Origin of the sequence: Streptomyces yaizuensis (genome assembly GCF_034961445.1) — a bacterium.
In the GTDB taxonomy this organism is placed as follows: domain Bacteria; phylum Actinomycetota; class Actinomycetes; order Streptomycetales; family Streptomycetaceae; genus Streptomyces; species Streptomyces yaizuensis.
In genome coordinates, this window is sequence record NZ_BSBI01000004.1 from 149,484 (window position 1) to 171,448 (window position 21,965).

General features: G+C 71.7%; 15 protein-coding genes and 1 CRISPR repeat array. Of the genes, 7 read left to right on the forward strand and 8 right to left on the reverse strand.

Annotated elements, in window-relative coordinates; translation table 11 throughout:
- Nucleotides 1–39 precede the first annotated feature (39 nt).
- Nucleotides 40–1,320, forward strand: a complete 1,281-nt coding sequence (locus SYYSPA8_RS11695) for a cytochrome P450 (protein WP_323447023.1) — start codon at nt 40–42, stop codon at nt 1,318–1,320.
- A gap of 731 nt (nt 1,321–2,051) precedes the next feature.
- Here the strand turns inward: SYYSPA8_RS11695 and SYYSPA8_RS11700 are convergent.
- The 4 genes from SYYSPA8_RS11700 to tgmA form a co-directional block, all read right to left on the reverse strand.
- Complete coding sequence (locus SYYSPA8_RS11700; protein WP_323447024.1) at nt 2,052–2,405, reverse strand: hypothetical protein; 354 nt, start codon at nt 2,403–2,405, stop codon at nt 2,052–2,054.
- 1,037 nt (nt 2,406–3,442) lie between these two features.
- Nucleotides 3,443–4,642, reverse strand: a complete 1,200-nt coding sequence (tgmC, locus tag SYYSPA8_RS11705) for an ATP-grasp peptide maturase system methyltransferase (RefSeq protein WP_323447025.1) — start codon at nt 4,640–4,642, stop codon at nt 3,443–3,445.
- Complete coding sequence (tgmB, locus tag SYYSPA8_RS11710; RefSeq protein ID WP_323447026.1) at nt 4,639–5,577, reverse strand: ATP-grasp ribosomal peptide maturase; 939 nt, start codon at nt 5,575–5,577, stop codon at nt 4,639–4,641. The genes tgmC and tgmB overlap by 4 nt, the downstream gene beginning before the upstream one ends.
- Nucleotides 5,578–5,597: 20 nt before the next feature.
- A complete protein-coding gene (gene tgmA / locus SYYSPA8_RS11715) occupies nt 5,598–5,870 on the reverse strand; it encodes a putative ATP-grasp-modified RiPP (protein ID WP_323447027.1) in 273 nt (90 codons plus the stop codon).
- A 282-nt stretch (nt 5,871–6,152) separates the two neighbouring features.
- Nucleotides 6,153–6,486: direct repeats of the CRISPR family, unit length 29 nt; unit sequence CTGCTCCCCGCGCGTGCGGGGATGGTCCC.
- 299 nt (nt 6,487–6,785) lie between these two features.
- Between tgmA and SYYSPA8_RS11720 the strand changes: the two genes are divergently transcribed.
- The 3 genes from SYYSPA8_RS11720 to SYYSPA8_RS11730 all read left to right on the forward strand — a co-directional run bounded on the left by SYYSPA8_RS11720 (nt 6,786) and on the right by SYYSPA8_RS11730 (nt 9,154).
- The gene (locus SYYSPA8_RS11720) at nt 6,786–8,177 is read left to right on the forward strand and encodes an MBL fold metallo-hydrolase (protein ID WP_323447028.1); all 1,392 of its coding nucleotides are present in this window, start codon (nt 6,786–6,788) and stop codon (nt 8,175–8,177) included.
- A gap of 14 nt (nt 8,178–8,191) precedes the next feature.
- A complete protein-coding gene (locus tag SYYSPA8_RS11725) occupies nt 8,192–8,791 on the forward strand; it encodes a rhodanese-like domain-containing protein (protein WP_323447029.1) in 600 nt (199 codons plus the stop codon).
- A 96-nt stretch (nt 8,792–8,887) separates the two neighbouring features.
- The gene (locus SYYSPA8_RS11730; protein ID WP_323447030.1) at nt 8,888–9,154 is read left to right on the forward strand and encodes a metal-sensitive transcriptional regulator; all 267 of its coding nucleotides are present in this window, start codon (nt 8,888–8,890) and stop codon (nt 9,152–9,154) included.
- An 85-nt stretch (nt 9,155–9,239) separates the two neighbouring features.
- Here SYYSPA8_RS11730 and SYYSPA8_RS11735 read toward each other — a convergent pair whose 3' ends face one another.
- The 3 genes from SYYSPA8_RS11735 to SYYSPA8_RS38340 all read right to left on the reverse strand — a co-directional run bounded on the left by SYYSPA8_RS11735 (nt 9,240) and on the right by SYYSPA8_RS38340 (nt 14,959).
- Nucleotides 9,240–12,533, reverse strand: coding sequence for a cell surface protein (locus tag SYYSPA8_RS11735; protein WP_323447031.1), 3,294 nt, complete (start codon nt 12,531–12,533; stop codon nt 9,240–9,242).
- Between the two features lie 186 nt (nt 12,534–12,719).
- On the reverse strand, nt 12,720–13,802 hold the full coding sequence (locus tag SYYSPA8_RS11740) for a CU044_5270 family protein (RefSeq protein ID WP_323447032.1): 1,083 nt from the start codon (nt 13,800–13,802) through the stop codon (nt 12,720–12,722).
- 2 nt (nt 13,803–13,804) lie between these two features.
- The gene (locus SYYSPA8_RS38340; RefSeq protein ID WP_407705982.1) at nt 13,805–14,959 is read right to left on the reverse strand and encodes an RNA polymerase sigma factor; all 1,155 of its coding nucleotides are present in this window, start codon (nt 14,957–14,959) and stop codon (nt 13,805–13,807) included.
- A 347-nt stretch (nt 14,960–15,306) separates the two neighbouring features.
- Here SYYSPA8_RS38340 and SYYSPA8_RS11755 point away from each other — a divergent pair, with 347 nt between their 5' ends.
- Both SYYSPA8_RS11755 and SYYSPA8_RS11760 read left to right on the forward strand, forming a co-directional pair.
- Entirely contained in the window at nt 15,307–15,837 is a 531-nt protein-coding gene (locus SYYSPA8_RS11755) for a GNAT family N-acetyltransferase (protein ID WP_323447033.1), read from the forward strand.
- A 152-nt stretch (nt 15,838–15,989) separates the two neighbouring features.
- Nucleotides 15,990–19,940, forward strand: coding sequence for an nSTAND1 domain-containing NTPase (locus tag SYYSPA8_RS11760; RefSeq protein ID WP_323447034.1), 3,951 nt, complete (start codon nt 15,990–15,992; stop codon nt 19,938–19,940).
- A 6-nt stretch (nt 19,941–19,946) separates the two neighbouring features.
- Here the strand turns inward: SYYSPA8_RS11760 and SYYSPA8_RS11765 are convergent, their stop codons facing one another.
- Entirely contained in the window at nt 19,947–20,495 is a 549-nt protein-coding gene (locus SYYSPA8_RS11765; RefSeq protein WP_323447035.1) for a hypothetical protein, read from the reverse strand.
- A gap of 382 nt (nt 20,496–20,877) precedes the next feature.
- Between SYYSPA8_RS11765 and SYYSPA8_RS11770 the strand changes: the two genes are divergently transcribed.
- A complete protein-coding gene (locus SYYSPA8_RS11770; protein ID WP_323447036.1) occupies nt 20,878–21,963 on the forward strand; it encodes a helix-turn-helix domain-containing protein in 1,086 nt (361 codons plus the stop codon).
- The last annotated feature ends 2 nt before the right edge of the window (nt 21,964–21,965 follow it).

Genomic DNA, 21,965 nt, shown 5'->3' on the forward strand with positions numbered 1-21,965 from the left:
CGTCCCGAAGTCCTGCGGAAGCCTTTCCAGGAGCCCCCGATGCCCACTGACGACCACCGCCCCGGGACCCTGCTCCGGCGCATCTCCGACTACGCCAACCGAGCCGACCCCTACCCCCTCTACGCCGAACTGCGCGAACACAAGGTCGCCCAGCAGGACGACGGCAGCTATCTGGTCGGCACGTACCACGAGATCGTCTCCCTGCTGCACGACCCCCGGATCAGCTCGGACCCGCGCCACCGCACCGAACCCCCCGAGCAGGAACCCGGCGCCCAGAACCTGCCGCCGTCGTTCATCGCGCTGGACGACCCCGAACACGACCGCCTGCGCCGTATCGCGAACCGCCCCTTCGGCCCGCCCCACACCCCCGGCCTGATCGACTCGCTCACGGACGACATCACCGCCATTGCCGACGAACTGATCACCGCGCTCGCCAGCCGGGACCGGATCGACCTGGTCGACGACTTCGCCTTCCCGCTCCCCGTCACTGTCATCTGCCGACTGCTGGGCGTACCCGCCGAGGACATCCCCCAGGTCCACGCCTGGACGACCGACATCATCGCCAGCCTCGACTTCGACGCCGGCGACGACGTCGACCAGCGCCGCCGCACCGCCCTGGCGGCCCGCGACGAGATGGCCGACTACCTGGGGAGACTCGCCGGACAGCGGCGCGGCCACCCCACCGGCGACATGCTCTCCGCCTTCGTCGGAAACCCAGGCGGCTCCGGCGATCCCGGTGACCCTGGCGCCCCCGGTGACCCCGGCGACGGCCGGCCCTACAGCGAACCCGAACTGAAGGCCACCACGCTGCTGCTCCTCATCGCCGGCCACGAGACCACCGTCAACCTCATCACCAACGGCATGCTCACCCTCCTGCGCAACCCGGACACCCTCACCCTGCTCCGCGAGACACCCGACCTCATGCCGGCGGCGGTGGAGGAAATCCTGCGCTACGAGCCACCCCTCCAACTGCTCCCACAGCGCACGCCCCTCACCGACATCGACATCGCCGGGGTCACCGTCCCCCAGGGCGTGCCCCTGATCCTCGCCCTCGCCGCGGGCAACCGCGACCCGCTGCGCTTCGCGGACCCGGACCGCTTCGACATCACCCGCGCGGACAACCAGCACCTCGGCTTCGGCAGCGGCGTCCACAACTGCTACGGAGCGCCACTGGCCCGGGTGGAGACCCGGATCGCCCTGACCCTGCTGCTCACCCGCTTGGACCGGCCGAGCCTCGCCGAGGACCCGCCGCCGTACCGCCGCAGCCCCATCCTCAGGGGCCCGCGCCATCTGCCCCTGGCGCTGGGGAATCGTTCGTGAGGGACCCGTAGGGGGTCAATCCACCCACGTACGCACGGTGCCGCCGCCACGCGTCGCGCCCAGGGCGAGGAGATCGCGGAGCGCGCACAGCACGGTCGACGCGGTGCCGGGGTCGGTCCGGTCGTCCTCCGCCACCTCGGGGGACAGCCGGACTCCCGATCATCTGCCCCTGGGAGTCGACCGGATACAGCGTGGGGATTGACCAGGAGGGTGCCGCCGACCCGGGCGGGGATGCGGTTCGATCTGCCGGGGTTTCGTGATCGCCGGTGCTGGTGGGGTTGTGATGGATCCGGTGAGGGTGACGATCCTTGGTTTCGTTCGAAGTCGGAGGTGCCGGTTGTGCCGGAGTCGGTGGCAGTGGGTAAAAACCGTGCCCCGCCGGGACAACGTTGCAGGTGGGGTGCTGTGCTCCCCGCGCGTGCGGGGATGGTCCCAGGGCCGGTTCGAGAACGGTGGGTGTCCCGGAGTGCTCCCCGCGCATGCGGGGATGGTCCCTCTTCCCACGCGAAGGGGGTTGGGGATCTCGAAGATATCGATCAGGGATCCGGCCCGAACCTCCAGTGGGGGCGGATCGCGCGGTGCCCCCTGTCCTGAGTCGGCAAGGGCCGCCCCCCCCGCTCCAGACCGGCACCGAGTCCTACCGGGACCAGGCCACCGAAGCCGAACGCCGAAACCCGTCCTGATCCCGGTAGTCGGCTCGCCTGGCACCCGGGCGAGCCGACCGGGTCGGCCTAGGTACAGGCGCTGACGTGAACCGTCCTGGTGGAGGAGCTGTCGCCCCACGGACCGGGCGGGTTCCAGGTGGGGCTGTCGCCGTACTTGCGGTGGGTGGCGGACTGTTCGAACTTCCAGTCGCCGACCACGCAGGGGACCTCGGGGGTCCCGTAGTTGTCCCAATAGGTGCCCGTGCCGTCGGGCATGGACCCGTTGTGGACCTGGCCGTTCGGGTCAGTGAGCCTGAACCGCAGGTCCTTGGCATCGCACTGGGACGGGGCCCAGCCCCAGTTCCCGTTGAACTTGCACTCCGAGGTGAGTGTCGGCGTGAGCTGCCCGAACTTCTCACCCAGGCACAGGAGCGTGCGCACCTCGAATGTGCTCTGCGGGTAGTGCCACCCGGAATCGCCGGCGCAGTGCCAGGCGAAGTTCTGCGCGCTCGCCGGCGCAGCCTGGACAGTGACCGGGAGGCTCAAGACCGCGGCGCAGGCCACAGCGCCCGCAGCCGCAACCATCCGCGAACCCCGCCCCAGACCTACACGTAACGCTGTCATCCGTTGCTCCTTCTGCTCAACCCGCTGGAATCACCGGTCACGGGAAACAACATCGCGTCCCGGAAGCCGATGCTTCCGCTCGGTCGGCGGTCGCAACCCGACGGACCCCGCGTTTCACCTCTCCGCGTGAACGGGTGGAACAAAGATGGGATTCATTCTCGTGGGCCACAGTCGGCTCCAGTATGAATTTCCACGAGGGCGCGGACCGTAGCAGCCACCCAGGACAGTGTTCGAGGATCACCCGCCGAACCACCGCACGGGACCGAGCGCCGGTGCCGGCGCAAGTCGTTTTGGGCCGCTTCTGTTGAGACCCCTGACATACGGCCCGGAACCCTCTGCTCCGCGCCTGTCGGGGACACGGACCAGCAGGGCTCGGCAGCAAGGCCATCGCCCCGCGTTCCTTCACCACCGCAGGACTCCCGTACGCGACCCGGCACCCGCCCATGTCATCCCGTAGATGGATCTCACTCTCGCCGCCGATCATGGAGCTGTGTCTCTGCCCATCCCTTCCGCATGACGGGCCAGAGCGGCCAGGCGGCGATGGCGGGCCCGGTCCGCTGCAGGTGTGCGCGCCCGTGGTGGTGACGGTGAGGACGACGGCCCTGGGTTTCGCTCGAAGTCGGAAGCGCCGGTGATGTCGGAGTTGAAGGAAGTGGGTAAAAACCGTGCCCCGCCGGGATATCGTCGCAGGTGGGATCCTATGCTCCCCGCGCGTGCGGGGATGGTCCTTGGCCTACCCTGCTCGCCATCCTGACAGGGCCATGCTCCCCGCGCGTGCGGGGATGGTCCCCGCTTGATCTCGTAGTACTCGCCCCAGGGGTGGTGCTCCCCGCGCGTGCGGGGATGCGGATGGGTCAGGTGGGCAGGACCCAGCTCGGGCCGTCCGGGGTGCCGAGGTCGACCCGCTGTTCGTTGGGGTTGACGGTGAGAGTGAAGGCGGTCTGCGGCGGCGAACCGGCAGCCCGCCATGCATCGACAGCCGCCTCGATATCGTCCCAGAGCCGGTTTGGCCCGCCTTGATGTACGAGGAACGCGTCGTTGCCATCAGGGGCCAGGGTGGCGAAGGAACCGTCGCGGATGTCAATGGCATGGGTCAACCAGGGGCCCCCGGCCACTCTCGTTCGCTGGTACTGGGCTCCAGGCGCCGCGACCTGGGCGAGGAACCGTGGGACCCATTCCTTCAGCACCTCCGGGCCGTGGCGCGCGGGGCGCATCTCGGCCGGTTGCCGCAGCTGGTGGGAGATGTCGCCGAGGCCGGGGGCGGCCTGAGGGCGGGCGATCATGAAGGACACCGTCCCCGGCAGAAACCGGCCCTCGGCCGTGTTGTTATCGCCGACGGTCAGGCGGACGAGGCCGGAGCCGTAGAGCCAGCCGGACAGCGTGGTCAGGATCGTGCCTCCCGGTTTGACCTGGTGCAGCCAGGGGCCGGGGATGGTTCGTACGGAGCAGGTAGCAATCAGACGGTCGTACGGTGCGCCTTCGGAGTCGCCGAGGAGACCGTCGCCCTGCACCAGTCGAGGGGTGTATCCGGCTGCGGTGATCGCGGTGCGGGCGCGGGCAGCCGCCGCCGGGTCGTACTCGATCGAGGTGATGTGATCGCCGCCGAGACGGTGGCACATCAGTGCGGTGGAGTAACCCGTCCCCGTCCCGATCTCCAGGATGCGGTCACCGTCCTGCGGTTCCAAGTCCTCCAGCATCCGGACGACAAGGCCGGGGAGGGTGGAGGACGAGGATGGTGACCCAGTGACAGGACCGCCGACGTCGCCAGGATGCACCCCGCCGTCGAGCTGGGTGACCAGGGTCTGGTCCTTGTAGACCTCCTCCAGCAAGGTGTCGGCGCCTTCTGTGGCCGGGGTGACCGGGGTCCACACCGTGCCCTGAGGGCCGCTGCCCTGGCGGAAGAACTCGGGGGCGAAGACCTCCCTGGGTACCGCTGCGACGGCTGCCCGCCAGGCGCCCGAGCGCAGCAGGCCGGCGTTCTGCAACTGGTCGGCCAACTGTTCGCGAAGGCGGGCCGCGAGCCCGCCGGGCGCCGGGTTGATGGGGGCTGTCATGCCGGGGGTCCCTTCTTGAGTACGTCGGCGATGGCGCTGGCTATGGCAGTACGGGTCGGAGGATCCACGAAGGCCCACTGCCCGCTCGGGTTGCATTCGTACATCCACCAGCGGTCATCCTGACCGATCCCGAAGTCGAACGCTCCGTAGACCAGCCCAAGCCCGGTCATGAACCGCTGGATGCCGGTTCGGACATCGGAGGGTAGCTCGATGGGGCTGAAGGAGATTCGTTCGTAGTCCCACCGCCAGTCCAGGTGGTCGCCGTCCACGTTGATACGACTACCGAACATCTTGTTGCCGACGACCGCGACTCGGACGTCTGCCACCTTTTTCACCATCTGTTGGAACAGGTGCGGGCAGACGGACACACGGCTATCTATTTCCTCGGGATCGACCTCTTGGACCCAGATGGTCCGGTGCTCCCCGTCTTTGACGTACGTGGTGGAGCGCAGCGGCTTGTAGACGACGGGGCCGTGTTGCTTGGCGAAGGCGTGAGCCGCGCCGGGATTGTTCGTGATCAGCGTAGGCGGGACGGTCAGGCCGGCCCGTGCGGCTTCGGCGATCTGGCGTGGCTTGAACTCCGCGGCCAAGTTCCGGTGCGGATGGTTCACGTACAGGCAGTCAAGCGCTCCCAGGACTCCACCCAGGCCATGCCGGGCATGCGCTGTGACGAAGGACCGTTGCTGGGTGTCCAAATGGTCCGGTGCGGCGTACGGGGACGGCCTCCGGTGGTAAACCGCACGGACATCGCCGAGAAACAGTTCGCGGTCCCCTGTCATCAGGGAGCCTGTCCATGGGCGCCCGGGCGACGAGGACGCGGAGAACGTCACCGCGTCCTTTCCTGGATCGAACCGGACTACGGGTACGTTCCGTTCGTTCAGCTCGCGGATGACGTAGTCGGCCGTGGGGTCGTTCAGCTCCGTGAGCACCACCACCGGACGACGAGCGCTCCTGATCAGGAGCTCTCCTCGGTTTCGTCCTGCTCCGTCCGTTGGTCGTGATCCTGGTCCGACATGTCGGGGCCGGCGCCGTCGCCGGGGCTGGTCTGGGTCTCCGTCTCGACCCCACGGTGTGTCGAGTGCCTGCCCATCTCCAGTCGCTGTCCTGCGGTGTCTTCGTAAATCGCTGTCTGCGTCTGGGGATCCAGCCCGACTACCCTCGTGGTCGGTTTCACCAGCGTCGGGTACGGCTGCATCCTGCTGAGGCCCCACGGCACCATCCGATCCATATTGCTGCTCCTCTGGGAGAGGGGGTGCGACCGCCGCATTCTCCTCGTGGCGGGCTCCTGTGGGTACTTGTGGTAGTCGCTTTCGGCCACCCGGTGCTCGGCCGCAAACGCCTTTACCCGATCAGAGAGGTTTCGTGAGTGCCGGTGTCGGGGCGTTGTGGTGAATATGGTGAGGGTGATGGTGCTGGGTCTCGCTCGAAGTCGGAAGAGTCGGTTATGTCGGAGTCGGTGGAAGTGGGTAAAAACCGTACCCCGCCGCGACAACGCCGCAGGTGGCGTCCTCTGCTCCCCGCGCGTGCGGGGATGGTCCCGGCAATCCGACGCCTGGCGTCGTCCAGCGCCGCTGCTCCCCGCGCGTGCGGGGATGGTCCCCTGCTGCTGGAAACCGACGACCCCGCCACGGTCTGCTCCCCGCGCGTGCGGGGATGGTCCCAGGGCGGGCAGGGACTCCTCTCCGGCATGCGCCTGCTCCCCGCGCGTGCGGGGATGGTCCCGCCCGCAGGTCGCTCCCGCTTCCCTCGTTGTACTGCTCCCCGCGCGTGCAGGGATGGTCCCGTGTCTACCTCCTGCGCCGGGCCGCCCTGATGCTGCTCCCCGCGCGTGCGGGGATGGTCCCGGCTGGCTCGCCCGTGCCCTCGCCGAACGCTCCTGCTCCCCGCGCACGCGGGGCCAGTGCCAAACCCCCGCCACCCAGCCCGGCCCCCTAGCCACCCAGATACCCCCATGGGTATTTGACAGCGCCCATTCCCCGTGCCTACTGTCGACACGGAAAATACCCCAAGGGGTATAGCCCGCCCCGACTCGCCTCCCCCCTGCGCCCCCCGGCACCACCCCCACCCCGACCAGCGCGCCAACCCCCGTCCGTCCGCCCAGAAAAATACCCCCCAGGGTATTCCCCACGACGAGGAGGACCCCATGTTCTTCACCCAGTACTACCTCGACTGTCTCTCCCAGGCGTCGTACATGATCGCCGACGAGCGCACCGGTCAGGCCGTCGTCGTGGACCCCCGGCGGGACGTCGGTGAGTACCTGGACGATGCCGAAGCCCGGGGCTTCACCGTCGTCGGGGTGATCAACACCCACTTCCATGCCGACTTCGTCGCCGGGCACCTGGAGCTGGCCGCACGCACCGGGGCGTGGATCGGATACGGGTGGCGGGCCGAGACCGAGTACCCCATACGGAAGCTCGCCGACGGCGACCGCATCGTTCTCGGAGACATCGTCCTGGAGATCATGGAGACCCCCGGGCACACCCCCGAGTCGATCAGCGTGCTCGTCCGGGAGCGTGCCGACGACCCCGTTCCCTACGGGGTGCTCACCGGCGACGCCCTCTTCATCGGCGACGTCGGGCGGCCCGATCTGCTCGCCTCCGTCGGGGTGAGTGCCGAGGAGCTGGGTGGCATGCTGCACGACAGCGTGCAGCGCAAGCTCATGGGGCTGCCCGACGACGTGCGTGTCTTCCCCGCGCACGGGGCCGGGTCGGCGTGCGGGCGGAATCTCTCCGCCGAGAAGCAGTCCACCATCGGGGAGCAGCGTGCCACCAACTACGCCTGCGCGCCCATGAGCCGGGCGGAATTCGTCGGTCTCGTCACCGCCGGGCAGGCCGCCGCGCCCGGGTACTTCTCCTACGACGCCGACCTCAACCGCCGGGACCGGGACCTGTACGACCCGGCCGCCTCCGCTCCCCGGCCGCTGGCAGTCGCCGACTTCCTCTCGCGGCGAGCCGGTGGCGCGGTCGTGGTCGACGCGCGCGGGCCGCAGGAGTTCGGGGCCGGGTATCTGCGGGGCGCCGTCAACGTACCCCTCGACGGGCGGTTCGCCGAGCAGGCCGGGACCGTGCTCGACCCCGGGTGGGAACTCCTCGTCATCGCTCCCGACGGCCGTGAGGAGGAAGTCGTCACCCGGCTCGCGCGGATCGGGTTCGACCGGGTGGCCGGGTACCTCGCCGAGTCCGACGACGTCCTTGCCGGGCTGCCGCACGACGTCACCCCCGCCAGCAGGCTCACCGCCGCCCGGCTCCGTGCCGCGCTCCGGGAGGCCGGAGCGCCCCTCGTCATCGATGTCCGCACCTGCGGCGAGCGGGCCGGCGGGGCCATCGACGGGTCCTGGCACATTCCCCTCGGCGAGCTGCCCCACCGACTCGCCGAGATCCCCGCCGACCGGCCCCTCGTGCTCCACTGCGCCGGTGGCCACCGCTCCTCCGTCGCCGCCAGCCTGCTGCGGCACCACGGCTTCACCGACGTCTCCGACATCCTCGGCGGCTACACCGCCTGGGCCCTGACCGGCGACGACACCCCGCACTCCTGACCGTGAACATGAGCATGAACGGAAACAGCCCCATGGCCGACCCCACCGTCACCTCCACCGTCACCCCCGCCGCCCTCCAGCTCCTGACCAGCGGCGGACGCGGCCCCCTGCTGCTCGACGTCCGCACCACCGGTGAGTTCCGCACGGTCCACATCCCCGGCGCCCGCAACATCCCGCTGGACGTCCTCCGCGCCCACCGCGACGACCTGCTCGACCACCTCGACGCCGAGACCGTCCTCGTCTGCCACTCCGGCGCCCGCGCCGCCCAGGCCCGGGAGCTGCTCGCGGACGCCGGCCTGTCCGGCCTGCCCGTACTCGACGGCGGCATGGTCGCCTGGGAGCTGGCCGACGCCCCCGTGGAGCGCGGCCCCGCCCGGTGGACCCTGGAGCGGCAGGTCCGGCTGGTCGCCGGGTCCGTCGTCCTGACCACCGGCCTCGCCGGGCTGGTCGTACCCGGGCTCCACCTCGTCGGCACCGCCATCGGCGCCGGACTCACCTTCGCCGCCCTCACCAACACCTGCGCCCTCGGCATGCTGCTTTCCAGGCTCCCCTACAACCGGGGGCCGCGCGCCGACCTGTCCACGGCCGTCACGGCGCTGCGCGCACCGCGCTGAACCCATACCCCATGGGGTATCCTGGTAGGTCCGTGTCACGACGTCGCGACGCCACGGCGCGGCGCCACGAGACCCGCCACGACAAGGAGAACCCAGGTGAAAGTAGGAGAGGACGTCTCCGGGGCCGTCCTGAACCGGCTGCGCCGCGCCCAGGGCCAGCTCACGGGTGTCATCGCCATGATCGAGGCGGGGCGCGACTGCAAGGACGTCGTCACCCAGCTCGCCGCCGTCTCGCGCGCCCTCGACCGGGCCGGGTTCAAGATCATCGCCAGTGGGATGCGGCAGTGCCTCGCCGACAGCGACGCCGACGCCCCTCCCATGAGCGAAGAGGAACTGGAAAAGCTCTTCCTCGCCCTCGCCTGACCGGCCCCACCGGAGGCCGACGATGACATGATGACGATGGCCTGTACGACCCGATCAGGTCGTACAGGCCATCGTCACGTACGGATCAGCGCGCCACCGGCACCGTGGCCGCGCTCACCGCCGAGCCGTCGGCGTGACCCGTCCGCCGCGCCGTCACCTTCACGGTGATCTTCTTGCCGCGCTGGGCCGACTTCAGCGTCAGCGTCGACTTCGTGGCGCCCGAAATCGCCCGGCCACCGGCGTACCACTGGTACCCGTACGACGTCGGCGCCGGCGTCCACGTGCCCGGCTTCGCCGTGAGCGTCCTGCCCACCTTCGCCGCACCCGAGATCACCGGAACCTTGGTCGCCTTCGGCGCGCCGCCCTTCCCGACAGCCGCCGCCGACGATGTCGCCGGCTTGCTCACGGCGTGCCCCGCGCGGAGCGCCGTGACCGTGACGCTCACCTTCCTGCCCAGCAGGTTCGCCGGAACGGTGTACGTCGGACCGGTCGCCTTCGCGATGTCCTTCCCGTCCGCCTTCCACTGGTAGCGGTACGACGTCGGCGCCGGCGTCCACGACCCCGGCCGCGCCGTGAGCTGCGCCCCCACCTTCACCGCGCCGCTGATCGACGGCGCCTTGGTGTTCACCGGGGCCGGGTGGGTGACGGTGAAGACACCCAGCGGGGTCCGGGTGCCGTCGTACGCGACGACGCTCATCCTCCACCGCTCCGGCGCGGCCGTCGTCAGGTCGAGCCGCGCGGTGAGCGACGTGCGGTCGGCGGCGACCGAGACCGTGGTCGACTCGATGCTCCGGCCCGCCGACTCGATCAGGATCCGGTCCTTCTCGTGCAGCGATTTGCCGAGCAGCTTGACGGTGACGCCGGCGCCGGTCGGCCCGGTCGGACCCGTCGCCGGCGTCACCGCGTCGAACCTGCGCGACTCGGCGCCGCAGGGCTCGTACGAGCACGTCAGGGTTGCGCGGTAGGAACTCTTCGACGCCGTGCCGGCCAGACCGATCACCAGTGTGCGGGGGCCGGATCCGTTGGTGTGGCACCGGTAGCCGCCGGGGCGTCCGGTGTCGGTGCACTCATTCCGCATGTTGGCGTCGTACAGCGCGAGCGCGGCCGTCCCGGCGGCGTCCGTGCCGTCGGCGACCGTGGCGTCGAAACTGTCACCCGTCCCCGTGGGCAGCACCGCGCAGTACGCGGTGCGCCGCTCGTCCAGGGTGCCGGTGACCGGCCCGAGCCCGAAGGCGACATTGGGCACCTGGACGCATTCGCGCACCGGTCCCTTCCTGGTCCCGACCCGCAGGGCGTCGAGACGGTAGGAGTCGGCGGCCCGGTGGCCGGACCGGACCTCCATGACCACCTGGTAGTGGGTGGAACCGTTGGTTCCGCAGGGAGTGGCGGTGCACGCGGTCCCGCCCCAGGCGTCGTACACGGTGGCGCCCAGGGTATCGAGCGGGTCACGGACATTCAGATGCAGGCTGTCCTGGCTTTCGGGTGTGATCACTTGACGGCAGATCAGCGTGCCGGGCGCGCCGGGCCTGCCGATCGTGGACGGCCCGCCGACCGGGACGACCGGGGCCGCCGTGCACCCCTTCGCCGTCCTGGTCACATCGCGCCGGGTGAGGGTGTAGCTCGCGGGGTCGTCGATCCCCCGGAACAGGACGGTGTACGCGGTGCCCTTCTTGAGGACGCAGTTGCTCAGGAACCAGTCCCACCGCTTGTCGATGTCGCAGACCTCGCCGCCCTGTGGGTCGAGGACGAGCACATCGGCCTTCTTCGGCTCCCCGGAGAGCCTCCGGAGCTGAAGGGCCTCCACGGTGCTGTGGTCCGAGGCCGGAATGCTCAGGCACTCCGCGAAGGCACCGCCGCCCGTGCTGATCCGGGCCGACGCGCTCGTGGCGGTGAAGTCACCGGCCGGGAGTACCCGGCAGCCGGTGGGGCTGTCCGTACGGGTCAGATGGAAACGGTACGAGCCGGTGCCCGGTTCGTCGTCCCTCGTGTAATAGGAGACCAGTACGCGAAACGGTGTCCTGCCGGTCAGCTCGCAGGTGCCGTTCTCGGGTCCCACCAGGTCGCAGGTCTCCTTGCCGTCGGCATCGACGACTCTGGTGGAGACGTCCAGATCGGGACCGGCGCCCGGCAGGGTCAGGGCGATCCGGGCCCGCGCGGGCAGCGGCAGGGTCAGGCAGTCCATCTCACCCGGGGCCGAGATGGAGCCCTTGTCGACCCCCAGGCGGGCGGGCTGACAGCCCGCGGTGGAGGCGTGGTCGAGAATGAGGGTGGGGCGGGTGGTGTGCAGGACGTACTCCACGCCGGCGGTCAGGGCGCACCGGTACTGCCAGTCTTGGCAGACGGTCTTCCCGGCGCGGTCGAAGACGGGTCGCGGGGACCTGTTGCCGTCGACGATGACGTTCACCGAATAGTGGCCGGTGGCCGGGACGGTGAAGGTCTTGCAGCCGATGGCCGGGTCACCCGCCGTGGGCGCGGAGCCGTAGCGGTTGACCGGGACGGGCTCGCAGCCCTCCGGCTCGTTCAGCCGCTGGATCCGCAGCGTGTACGCGGCGGGGAAGCCGCCCTCGGGAGACAGGGCACGGGCGATGATCCGGTACGGACCGCTGCCGGGCAGTACGCATCCCCGGCCGCCCGTGCCGAACGGGCAGACGGCCGCCCCGGTCCCGTCGGTGATCCACGCGAAGGTGTTGGCGTTCCGGACAGTCTTGAACTCGTGGACGATCCGGTCGCCCGGCTCCCCGGTGAACGGCTGGCAGACCAGCGCCAGCGGACCGGGCACGGCGCCGGTCAGGGGCGGCGCTCCCATCGCGGTGCCGGCGGGCGGCAGACAGCCGGGAGTGGCGGCACCGAGCGGGACGACGGTCACGGAGACCGTCCTCGGCTCCGGGCTCCGGTTGAGGACCTTCAGCGTGAAGTCGCCCGTACGGGGCAGAAGGCACTGGCTGCCGCAGTCGAGCCGCCTCTCGCCGTCGTAGAACTCGGTGTACGTGTCGCCCCCGTTGGCGTCGTACACGGCATTGTGCAGTCCGGCCCGTTCGACGGTGAAGGCGAAGCAGGCCGAGCCCCGCTCGGGGACGGTCACCGTGCCGACGGCCGCGCCGGGGTCGCCGAACGCCGCCGGCGGCAGCGCGGCGCACTCCCCGGGGGCGGGTGCCCGGGCGGCCGGGGTCTCCCTCGGCTGGGCGGCCTTGCCGGCCCTGGCGGCGGGGCTCCTGGGGTCCGACCGCTCAGAAGTCCCCGACGACAGAGGTGGCGTGCCGGCGGGGGCCGACGCCCACGCCGTTCCCGCCGGGAGCAGCAGCGAGACCAGGACCGACAGGGACAGCAACAGCGCGGTGTACGCCGCGGGTCTCGCGGCCGTACACGGTTGAGCAGGCATCGGGATTCCCCCCAGGGCATGCGGGACAGGACGCGCCGGGCGGTCCGCCGGAATCCGGTTGTGCCGGGCGCGTGAAGATCGTCGTGATGATCGCACAGCGCTCCGACAGCCGGCGCACAGATACGCCCCTGCTCTCCTGTTCCGCTGTTCCTCTGCTCCCCTGTTCCGCTTTTCCCTGCCGCCCGGTTATCCGGCCGTACGCCCCGGAGTGCGGCCGGCCCGGTCCACCGCCGCCGTCGTCAGGACGGCCGACGTGCCCACCACCGTCCCCGCCGGACCCGCCGCGCCCGACTCCGTCAGCACCGTCCGCTCGCCGAGGAACGCGTACGTCGTCCGGTCGAAGATCCACTGCGTCTGCTGCCCGTACGCGGTACGGGCGACCGCCACCCCCGTGCGCCCGGAGGCGTCCGTGGCGGAGGGGATCACCGTGACCCCCGGGATCCTCGCGGCCGCCCGGTAGAGCGCGGCGCTGACCTCCGGCGGCGCCCAGGTCTCCGTCAGCAGCTCACCGATCGCGGTGAAGGCCCGCTGGTCCGGGTGCTGCCCCTGGCCCCGGGTCTCCTCCCGGATCAGCCGCAGCAGCGCGCCCGGGTCCGTGGGCAGCGATGCCACGTACCGATGCGTCGGAGCGGTGACCGACGGCCTCTCCGGGCGCGGGTGCACCGGTCGGGGCGTCGCCCCCGGGCCGTCCACGACATGGACCGGCGGGCCGTCGCCGAGCACGGTGTCCGGGCGGCCCTCCTCCCGCAGCAGACCGGGTCGGCTGCCGTCGGCGGACAGCCAGATCCGGCGGGTGCGGACCGGTTCCAGGACCGCCGCGCCGCCTCCCGCGTTCTGGGCGGTGTGCGCGACCCTGCTCTCCACGTACACGAACTGGTCGGCACGGACCGCAGGTCGGCTCCGCTCGGCGGCGGCGAGCGCGACCCGGTCGAGCAGCCGGGCCGCCGGGTGAGCGCCCGGAGTGCTGTCCCCCGCGACCGGCGCGGCCTCGCGCGCGGACCGGTCCGGGGCATCGAGGTCCAGGACCAGCACGCCACCGACGGCCAGCGAACAGGCCAGCGCCGGGACCAGCACCGTGAACAGCCGCCGGCGCGGGGCCCGCGCCTCGCGCCTCCCCGGTGCACCCGGTGGCACGGTCGCGGCCGCCTTCCGCAGCACGGCCTCCCGCAGCATCAGCTCACGGTCGGGAGCCAGTCCCGGGACCGGCGGCGGGGGCAGCAGGCCTCCGAGTTCCCGCAGTTCGCCGTCGTCGAAGGGGGGTCGGTTCATCTTCATCCGTGGTTCTCCTGGGGCGAAACGCGGGATATGCGGGATACACGGGGTACGCGTGATACACCGGATACACCGGATACACCGGATGCGCCGGACATGCGGGCCACAAGAGCGTGGCGCGGTTCCTGACGTCTGTGGGCAGGGCTGGTGGTTTCCGTACGAGGGAGCGGGGTACTGAGGGCTGCCGCGTCGCTGCGCCGGTCCCGCCCCCGCGCGGACCGGGCCTCCGCCTCCGTGAGTTCGCGCAGCCGGCCCCGCGCGCGGGAGAGCCGCGAACGGACGGTGCCGACCGGTACGCCCAACGCCTCCGCGGCGGCCGTGTAGTCCAGGCCCGCCCACACCACCAGGGTGAAGACCTCCCGGTCCCGGCGGCGCAGCCGGGCCAGCGCGGCATGCGTGGCGCGCAGCTGCTCGGTGTCCGCGAGCCGGCCGACCAGGTCGTCGGCGAAGTCCGGGATCGAGCCGCGCTCGGGGACGCGGGCGAGCGCGATGTCGCGGCGCCTGCGCGCGCGGGCGTTGCGGCGCATGATGTTCGTCGCGATCCCCAGCAGCCAGGGGCGGAGATCGCCCCCGTCGGGGTGCAGCCCCTCCCGTCCGCGCCACGCTTCCAGGAAGGCCGCCGACACGACGTCCTCGGCCTCCGCCCAGTCGCCCGTCACCCGCAGGGCGTACCGGTACAGCACCTGGGCGTGCGCGTCGTACACCTCGCCCAGGGCGGTCCGGTCTCCGTCACGGAGGCGATTCCTCATGAGTGATTCCACACTCGGCACTGCCCGGACCGTTGCACCGGTTCCGGTGAGCTGCGCCACACCCGTACCCAGGGCCACATCCGCATCCAGGACCGCACTCGTACGCGTTCGCCACGACGAACGACCGGATGTGCCGATCCTGGCGTGCACGAGGAGCACGGCACCGCCCGGGTCGACCTTCCACCGCGAGCGGACGAACTGTTGCAGCGCGAGCGCCGCCACCGGCCCCGTGTTCGCGCGCAGGATCACGTACGCGTAGGTCCGCTCCCTGAGACGGATGCCGGGTCCGGCGACCACGCCGGCGTCGTGGACGGAGGGGTGGGCGAGGACGTGGCTCTCCGCCGCCGCGATCCTGTTGCCGCCCCCCGGGCGCGTTCCAGTAGCCCCGGATGGTGTGCGGACCATGGGTCGACGGATGTCCCGTGACACCCTCCACAGCTGCGTCGTCCACGTCGTCCACGACCCGGATCTCGTCGCCGGGGGAGAGCGGACGGCCCTGGGCGGTGACCACCGTCGCCGGGGCGCGGGCCGGTCTCCCCTGTGCGAAGGCCCGCTGTCCGGCCGTGCCGGCCATGGACACTCGTCCTCTCCTCCGCACCTCGGTACTGTCTGCGGCGCGGTGAATGATTATCAGCCAGATGAGGTTGGCCAGGCAAAGCTTGCCCAGCTAGCCATTCTTGGTCGGAGTCAAGCCGGCGCACTGGCCCGACCAGGTGGCCGGCGACTCCCGACTCCACGAGAGAGAGAAGCCGATGTCCACGGCGATGTCCACGGCGATGACCAGCGAGACGGCCGATTCCGGGCTCCGCCTGACACACGCCACCACGCGGGACGCGGAGCGCCTGTACCGCCTCTCCCGCCCCTTCGTGCGCTCCGGCGCACTGCGGGAACGGACCCTGGAGCGGTACGCGCGCGACGCGGGCGACTTCCTGCTCGCGACATCCGGGGACGGCGCCCTCGCCGGCTGTGTGGCCCTGCGCCGCCATCCCCCGTACGGCACCACGGCGTGCCCCGGCCGGCCCGCGGTCCTCTACAACTTCTGTGTGACGGGCGGCGGTCAGGGCCGGGGCGTCGGTTCCGCGCTGCTCACGGCGGTGCTCGCCGAGGCGCTGGAGCTGTCGGTCACGGTCGTGTACACGGCGACGACCGGCGACGGGAGGCTCTTCCTGCGGCACGGCTTCACCGTCGGCGACGGCTCGGGCGCTCCGGCGGAGTGGCTTGCCGCGCTCGACCCGAGCAGGGGTTCGCGGATCCTGAGCCGGACCCTGCCCGGGATGGACTGACCCGGCCCCGCCCCGGGCCCCGCCCCATTGTTCGGAAACCGCGCCCCGACCTGTCCGGACAATGCCTCCGCACGCTTCGATGGCCCCACCGACCCGGTCCCGGCCCGGAGCCGGTGTCCGCGACCGCCGGGGTACGCGAGAGGGTGGGGCCGATGGCGGGGCGCCGGGAACGGCCGTTGGACCGGGAGGCCGGTCCGGTCGAAGCGTTCGCGTACGAGCTGCGCGGACTGCGGGCGGCGGCCGGCGGGCCGACGTACCGGGAGATGGCCCGCCGGGCCGGGTACTCGGTGACCACCCTCGCGGCGGCAGCGGGGGGCGACCAACTGCCCTCACTGCCGGTGCTCCTCGCCTACGCGGCCGTCTGCGGCGGCGACCCGGACGAGTGGGAGCACCGCTGGCAGGAGGCGGCCCGTGCGCTGGAGGAGCGGACCTCGCCGGTGCCGGTGCGGGACGACGACGGCGCAACGCCGCCGTACCGGGGCCTCTCCCGGTACGAGTCGGGCGACCGGGAACTCTTCTTCGGCCGCGACGACCTGGTCGACCAGCTTCTGCGGACCCTGGGCGACCACCGGTTCGTGATCCTCACCGGCGCCTCGGGCAGCGGCAAGTCCTCCCTCCTGCGCGCCGGGCTGATCCCCCGGCTCCAGCACGCCGACGGCGGCACCCCGCGCTGCGCGGGGATACGGATCCTCACCCCCGGCGACCGGCCCGCCGCGACCCACGCCCACGCCCTCACCGCCCCCGGGCAGGCCCCCGGGCAGGCCGGCGTCGCGGGTGCTCCCCGGCCCGGGGACACCGTCGTCGTCGTGGACCAGTTCGAGGAACTCTTCACCCTCTGCCGTGATCCGGCCGAGCGGACCCGGTTCCTCGCGCTCCTGCGGGCCGCGTGCGAGCCCGGCAGCGGCCTGCGGGTGATCGCGGCGGTACGGGCCGACTTCTACGGCCACTGCGCCGAACACCCCCACCTCATCGAGGTGCTCCGCGAGGCCCATCTGCTCGTCGGCCCGATGACACCGCAGGAACTGCGCCGGGCGGTCGTCGGCCCGGCGCGCGCGGCGGGACTGATTGTCGAACGGGAACTGACCGCCCGCATCGTCGAGGAGACCACGGGCCGCCCGGGCGCCCTGCCCCTGATGTCCCACGCCCTCCTGGAGACCTGGCGCCGCCGCCGTGGCCGCACCCTCACCCTCGAAGCGTACGAAGCCGTCGGCGGGCTCCACGGCGCCGTCGCCGACACCGCCGAGGACGCCTACACCCGGCTCACCCCCGCGCAGGCCACGCATGCCCGCCGCATCCTGCTCCGCCTCATCACTCCCGGCCAGGGTGCCCGTGACACCCGCCGCCCCGCCGCCCGCGCGGAACTGGCGGCCGAGAACCCGCAGGACACCGCCGCCGTACTCGAACACCTCACCCGGGCCCGGCTCGTCACCCTCGACGGCGACACCGCCGACCTCGCCCACGAAGCCGTGATCACCGCCTGGCCCCGGCTGCGGACCTGGATCGCCGAGGACCGGGAGGGTCTCGGCATCCACCGGCGCCTGACCGAGGCCGCCACCGCCTGGGCGGAACTCGACCGGGACGAGGAGGCGCTCTACCGGGGGACCCGCCTCGCCGTGGCCGCCGAATGGGCCGCCCGGGACGGGCACACCGCCGATCTCAACCCGCTGGAACGGGACTTCCTGGACGCCGGCACCGCCCGACGGGACGCGGAACAGGCGGCGGCCGCCCGCCGCGCCCGCCACCTGCGCCGGCTCTCCGCGAGCCTGGCCCTGCTCCTGCTGGTGGTCACGGGCGTCAGCGTGATCGCGTGGCAGCAGAGACGCGTCAGCGAACAGCAGCGCGAGAAGGCGGCCGCTGCCCAGCGCACGAGTCTGTCCCGGCAGCTCGCCGCCCAGTCGACCGCACTCCTCGACACCGATCCCGACCTGGCCTCCCTGCTGGCCCTGCACGCCCACCGCACCGCGCCCACCCGGGAGTCCGTCGCCGTCGTCCACCGGGCGGCGGCGCTCCGGCTCCTCGGCGAGCGCCCCGTCCCCCTGATGGGCGCCGCCACCGCGTTCAGCCCGGACCTGCGGACCCTGGCCGCCTCGGGGGGCATGCACGAGACGGTGCTCCACGGCACGGTCGCCGGCAGCCGCAGGATCGCCCACCCCGCGTATGCGGGGTCCGTGCTCGCCCTGGCGTACAGCCCGGACGGTGCGACGATCGCCGCCGCCGGCGACGACGGCACCGTACGGCTGCGGAACGCCGTCTCGGGGGGCCTGCGGGCCTCGCTCACCGGACACACCCGGGCCGTTCTCCTCCTCGCGTTCAGCGGCGACGGACGCACCCTGGCCACCACGGGCGACGACGCCACCATCCGGCTGTGGGATCCCGGGTCCGGCCGGGTCCGCTCCGTCCTCACCCCTGCCACCGGACCGACCGGCGGCGTCACCGCCCTGGCTCTCGGGCCCGATGGCGGCACCCTCGTCACCCAGCACGCGGACGGCACGGTCCGGCTCTGGAACACCCGGACCGGCCGCCACACGGTCCTCACCCGTAACGCCGTGCGGATGACCCACCCGGTGGACGTACCCCGCCACCCCGATGAATGGACCGTGCTCCGGAACGGATTCCCCCTCGCCTTCGACCCGTCCGGCGACACCCTGGCCACCAGTCACGAGGACGGCACGGTCCGGCTGTGGGACATGGCCACCCGCACCGTGCGCCGCACCCTGTCGGAGCACACGGACCGGCCCCTGTGGACGGTGTTCAGCCCGGACGGGGGGACGCTGGCCACGGTCGACGGCGAAGGCGGCGGCGTACGGCTCTGGGACGTGGCGGGCGGCCGGTCGTTCGCCACCCTGGGGGGCCACAGCCCCTGGGGCGTCACAGCGCTCGCCTTCGGGCCGGACAGCAGGACCCTGGCCACCACCGACGACACGAGCATCCGCCGCTGGAACGTGACCCGTCCCCTCCAGTGCGAGGTCAAGGGCACCACGGGCAGATTCCACTCCCTCACCCACCGACCCGCCGGCGACATGCTCCTCACGTCGGAGGTCTCCACCGGTCCGGTGGCGCCTCGGGGGAACCCGTCCCGGACCCTGCGGCTGTCGCACGCGCGGACCTGCCGCACCCGGCTGGCCCTCGACGCCGTGGAGCCGTTCGCCCTCAGCCCGGACGCCAGGACCCTGGCCACCGCCGACGACCGGGGCACCGTCCGGCTGAGGAACACCGCGGGCGGCCGGTCCCGGCTGATCCTCCACCGCACCGCCGGGCCGCCCCTCCACCTGCTCTTCAGCCCCGACGGCCGGACCCTGGCCACCGGCGACGAGGACACCGTACGCCTGTGGGACCCGGCCTCCGGGGCGCTGCGCGCGACCATCGGCGCGGGTACGCGGGAGTTCGTCTCCTTCGCGTTCAGCCCCGACAGCAGGTTCCTCGCCACCGGCGGGGGCGGTGCGGTGCGGCTGTGGGACGCCGCCACCGGCAGACCCGGCCGTACGCTGAGCACGTCCGTGCACCGGGACGCGGACGTCACCTTCAGCCCGGACGGCCGCACCCTGGCCGTCACCACCGGGTACTTCCGGGACATCACCCTCCTGGACCCGGCGTCCGGGAAGGTCCGTGCGACCAGCCGGGCCGTGCGGCAGGAGTTCACCTCCCTCGCGTTCAGTCCGGACAGCAGGTTCCTGGCCACCGGCGGGGACGGCGTGATACGGCTGTGGGACGCCGCCACGGGCAGCCCCGGCCGCGTGCTGAGCAGGTCCGACTCCGGCGAGGTGGCCCTCGCCTTCAGCCCGGACAGCAGGACCCTGGCCACCGCCATGACGGGCATCCCGGACATCACCCTGTGGGACACGGCGTCCGGCGTCTCGCGCGGAGCCCTGGAGAACGACACGAGGAGCGTCGGGAAGCTCTCCTTCGGCCCCGGCGGACGGACCCTGGCCGTCGCGGCCCTCGACCGGCCGGTCCGCGTGTGGCGTACCGACCTCCCCGGTCTGAAGGAGTCCATCGCCAGGATCTGCCGGGCCGCCGGCCGCGACCTCACACTTGCGGAACGCGCCGAGTACCTGCCCGGTGGGCGCCCCGGCCCCGGCTGCGCCGACAGGGCCGGAAGGTGACGGCGGTCAGCGCTCCTGGTGCCGACGGCCGGCGCGACTCACGGAGCCGAGTCCGTGTACCCCGATCCGCCCGATCTTCAGCTTGGCGTTCGCCCGGCTGTAGCGGAGGTATTCCCTCATGAGTACGGTGCTGTCTCCGCGCGGGACCGGGAGCAGCCCGATGCCCACGATGATCGGACCGCCCCGGAGCGCGTGCCGACGCCAGGCCGGCCCGGGCTGGTCCACCTGGAGCAGATACTCCGGATGGCCGTAGTCCATCTCCACCACGACGCCTCCGACGAAAAGCCTCGGCCCCGAACCGATGAACGTACTGTCCAGGGGCCTTTCGGGATCCTCGGGGTCGTGCAGTCCCATGGCCTGGCACATGGCCCGGAGATGCAGTTCGCTCTGCTCCCGCTGATACCGGGGCTCGCTCTCCCGCACCGGCCGTCCCACCAGCAGCCACGCGATCGCCGGGTGCCCGATGTCGTTCCGCAGCCAGGTGCGCGTGATCAGCCGGTCCACGAAGGCCTTTCCGGGGATCGGCAGCTCGGGCAGCTTGTCCGTCCCGGTCATGCGGCGCACCCGCACCGACCGCACCGGCACCGCGGGTACACCGACGTCACCATGACCGTCGCCGGATGCCCGCTCGGGGTCACGGGGGCGACCGACGGGATGTCCTCCCGGCCGCCCTCCCCGCTCGTCCGGTACACGCCCATGGTCATCCGTACGGGATCCCCGGCACGCTCGTGCGTGTCCTGCGGGGAGTCATTACGATTCATCTGTCGCCCCAGTCGTCTGGTCAATGTGGGCCGGCCACGTCCCGGGGCGCCTGCCAGCGCCGCCGGGACACCTTCGTGTCGCGCTATCCATGGAACGCGCGAGTTCCGAGGTTGGGTATGCGTAGTGTGTTGCTTACGCTGAGCATCAGAAGACAACACCCATCCGAGGTGAACACGTGCTGACCGGAGTCGAGTTCGCTAGCATCGCGCGCCGCGCCATGGCTGCCGCCGGGCTCAGCCTGCGCGCCACGGCCAGAGCGGCCCACTTCGACGTCACGCATCTCTCCCGCGTACTGAACTGCCATCGCCCCCCGTCCTACGCCCTCGCGTGCGCCTTGGACGACGTACTCGGCACCGACGAGGCACTCAGGTCACTGGTTCCGGACCCCGACGCCCCACCACCGAGTGAGGCCGTGCAGCGGATCCGTGACTCCGTGGCGGCGCTTCTCCGCCATGACAACGAGTACGGGCCGAACCATGTGGCGTCAGCCGGCGTCCAGGTGTGGAAGTCCGCCGTGCGCAACATGATCGTGGACGACCGCAATTACGTGACTGCCGCGGCGGAGGCCGCCCAGGTGGCCGGCTGGCTGCTGCACGGGGCGAACCGTCCTGCCGAAGCGTGGCGGGCACTGACAGAAGCTCTGGCGCTGGCGGCTGACATCCGGGACCGCCCGATGATGTGGTTCTGCAAGGACTTGCTGGCGATGGCTGCCATCGCCGATCAGCAGCCGCGTGACGCGTCGGCGCTGGCCGACAGCTTGCTGACCGACGCCCGTGTGCCGCACCGCGTTGCTCTGATGGCCCATGTGCGGCAGGCGCGCGCCCTGGCGCAGTCCGGCGACACCGTACGGGCGTCGAACACCATGGCGCGGGCACTGGGCGGATTCCAGGATTCAGACAGTGACCGGGATCCCCAGTGGACCTGGTGGATCGACGAGGGAGAAGTGACGCATCACCACGGGCTCATGCTGGTGGACGCCGGCGACGCCCGGGGAGCGCTCCCGTACCTGGACGCCGGGCTGTCCCTGGCACTCAGTACCAATCCGAAGCGCAATCGGGCGAAGCAGTACGCGGTGGGGTACGTAGGAGCGCTGGTGTCCGTCGGTGCGTGGCGGGACGCCGAGGAGATCATCACCCGCCATATCGCCCCACTCGACTACGTTTCGGGGCGTGTCGCGCTGCGATGGGAGCGGACATTGGCACTAGCCGATCGTCATGGCCCTGCCTGGTTCAAGGATCTCGCTTCCTCGGTCAGTATCTGACC